The organism is Oleiphilus sp. HI0117 (assembly GCF_001635235.1).
The window spans coordinates 1-1,102 of sequence record NZ_LWGA01001479.1 but is presented as its reverse complement, the minus strand read 5'-3'; the positions used below and the strand labels follow the sequence as shown (position 1 = coordinate 1,102).

Sequence of the window (1,102 nt, the reverse complement as noted above, 5' to 3'; positions counted from 1 at the left end):
GTAAAATACGAGCGGCTTTTCGAGCACAAATCTTCTCGTCTTGCCTACTTTCCTCGAGCATTTGTTGCACAGAAAGTGGCTGATTGAATTGTACTAGGCTGCGACGGCCGTGAAGGAGTATTATCAAGAGCTTTTTGAAAGGCCCGGATACCGCCCAGCCGTCAGAAAAAAGTAATCTAAACCATGACTTTTCTTTTTCGGGGGAGCGACCCCAAAATAAAGTGACCGGAACAAGTTGAACGTCCAATGGGTCTATATCGGAATTTTTATTGCTCTCGGCAATGGTCTTGACGATTTGTTTGAGCCGATTAGTGACCATAGGGGTTTGGCGTTTTTTAAACCAGTTTCCTTGACGTTCATACAAGAAGAAAAAAGAGCGCCTAACCGAGTTTTCATTGAGTTTGAGTTGTGCTTGGGCAGAAGGGAGTCCAGACTTAATGCAGCTGTTTTCGAGGACGAGACGAGCAGAGAGTGAGCTGTATTGTAAAACATAACAAACCGGCTTGTTCGGGTCTATTTTAAGGCTTTCCGTGTCGGCACCTTTTACTTCAACGCGAACCCACAAGAATAGAATTTTTCTTAGCAGGCTAAATAGTAAAGAACTTAATCCGAAAAAATGACTCATAAACTAAGGGTCTCCGTTTAGTTCAATTATGTGCAGTACCGGGTTGCTCTACTACAAGCATTCAGCGTCTTAACTTCTGTATATGGGCTGAATCATGTAATCGAGTTGTCGAGCAGTATATGTTGGTGGGCTAGTTTATAGGCAAGCCTGCCTCAAGGCAAAATTCACTTGTTTGCTGTCGGCCATAAATCACAGCTCTGTGGCTGCTTTATCTCAAGTCTTTCACATATTTGTAACCGCAAGGTTAAATCTGTGGGGCAAAAGATTACTACCTTGAAAGCTTTGCTGAAAACACTTGAAATTAAAGAGTACGCTCTCTATATTTTCCTGCCGGGCCTTACGATCAGAGAAGACCCGTCGACTCGCATTGTAGAAGAGTCTGTCGTGAGTCAATATGTTAATCATAACAATATGAATCTAGAGTTAATTCAATTCAGAGTAAACCATGATACAAGTTTCCAATCTTACTAAAAATTT

At 41.9% G+C, this 1,102-nt stretch carries 1 protein-coding gene and 1 pseudogene; one reads left to right on the top strand and one right to left on the bottom strand.

Annotated features, from left to right (window positions below; translation table 11 throughout):
- Window positions 1–625: pseudogene (locus tag A3757_RS24580) on the bottom strand (glycerol-3-phosphate 1-O-acyltransferase); the annotation flags it as partial.
- Window positions 626–877: 252 nt separating this feature from the next.
- On the opposite strand from A3757_RS24580, the gene A3757_RS24575 reads away from it, so the two are divergent.
- Entirely contained in the window at window positions 878–1,096 is a 219-nt protein-coding gene (locus A3757_RS24575) for a hypothetical protein (protein ID WP_068514689.1), read from the top strand.
- Window positions 1,097–1,102 lie beyond the last annotated feature (6 nt).